The sequence below is a fragment of the Fusobacterium sp. DD2 genome, assembly GCF_018205345.1.
Classification (GTDB): domain Bacteria; phylum Fusobacteriota; class Fusobacteriia; order Fusobacteriales; family Fusobacteriaceae; genus Fusobacterium_A.
Genome location: NZ_JADRHM010000120.1, coordinates 1 through 1566, shown reverse-complemented (window position 1 = coordinate 1566; position 1566 = coordinate 1). Strand labels below are relative to the sequence as shown.

The 1566-nt window shown below is 27.3% G+C and carries 1 protein-coding gene; it reads right to left on the bottom strand.

Features of this window, described 5'->3' with window-relative positions; genetic code table 11:
- Positions 1-117: 117 nt before the first annotated feature.
- The gene (locus tag IX290_RS11350) at positions 118-1290 is read right to left on the bottom strand and encodes an IS110 family transposase (RefSeq protein WP_187422867.1); all 1173 of its coding nucleotides are present in this window, start codon (positions 1288-1290) and stop codon (positions 118-120) included.
- Between the last annotated feature and the right edge of the window lie 276 nt (positions 1291-1566).

Here is a 1566-nt window from a genome sequence, read left to right as displayed (position 1 = left end):
AAAGGAGACCAACTATGAAAAGTCAAGATAATTTAAAAAAAAATTAATTTTGATTTTTCTGCACTACAAAATTAGAGTTCATAGAGCTCTTAAAAATACTACAAGTTAATAAAAATTTTAAGAAATAAAATCCTCTTGATATGAAATGTTTTTCTTGAGTAGTGTATAAATTACTCTTACTAATTTGTGGGCTGTATGCCCTAATGCGCTATAATGTGATTTCCCTTGAGCTCGTTTACTCAAATAATACCTATTAAAGGTTGCGCTGTTCCTAACAAGATTCCAGGCAGTAAAAATTAGAGCATAGCGTAAATATGAAGAACCTTTTTTAGACATTCGGCATGATGAAGCATTGAAGTTTCCAGATTGCCTTATCTTTGGATCTAATCCAGAAAAAGCGAGTAACTTTGAAGAGGAATCAAAATTCTCGATATCATTAATTTCTCCAAGAATAGAAGCAGCAGCGACAGTATTGATTCCAGGAATAGTTAGAATAGGAGATTCTTCATCAATAAAAGAATCAATTTCTTTTTCAATAGCTTTAATTTGGCTATCTAACATCTCAATTAATTGTATTAATTGGGGTATATGCATAGAGATAGAAGTATCCTTAATACCTACAGAAGATTTAGCTAGACTTTTTAATTGCGAAGCATGTTGTTCTTTGTAATGACCTTTTGAAGCTTTGTTCAAAATAGAGAATAAAGATTTTTCTCTTAAAGCAGCTATTTTTTCTGTAGAAGGATACTTTTTTAAAAGAGTATAAACTGCATTTGAATGCACTCCTGATTTAAAAAAATACTGCAATTCAGGGAAAATAATATCAAGTAATGAAACAAGTTGAATTTTAGTTTTGGTTTTTTGTTTAATTAAACTTTTTCTAAAACGAGTAAGTTTTTTTAGCGAAAAATTAGTAAGATTTTTTTGAGAAACATATGTATGTTTTCCAAATAATAAAGCTTTAGCAATATTAATAGAATCTAATCTGTCATTTTTAGAATCTCTGATATTTGCTTTGCGCAGATGTGAAGTTTGTAAAGGATTGATAACAGCAATTTTAAATCCTTTCTGGAAGAAAAAATTAATAAAATTTTCTCCATAATGGCCAGTTGATTCTAAGCCAATAATAATTTCAGAAACTGAGAATTTAGAAATTTTTTCAAATAAACTTGAAAAACCAAGTATATTATTTTGAAATTTAAAATTTGAAAAAATAAGTTCGCCAGAAGAGGAATCAATAAAAGAAGCAACATGATTTAATTTAGCGATATCAACACCTAACAATAGCATAAAACCACATCCTTTAGTTAATAGTATAGAAACTGTGTATCCACAAAGTTTTAATCAATACATTCTTGCAAACATGAAGAATAAAAATTCTAACCAACTATAAGTATTTGAGAAAAAACAGTGGCAATAGTCTCCTTTAAAAAGTAACTTAAAAGTTCAATAAAGGGTTATAAAAAGTCCACAGTTTCATTAATAAAATTATATAACAAATTTAAATAAAAAATAATTGAAAGGAGGTTGTATAGATAAATATTTTTATATATTTATCATACAAGA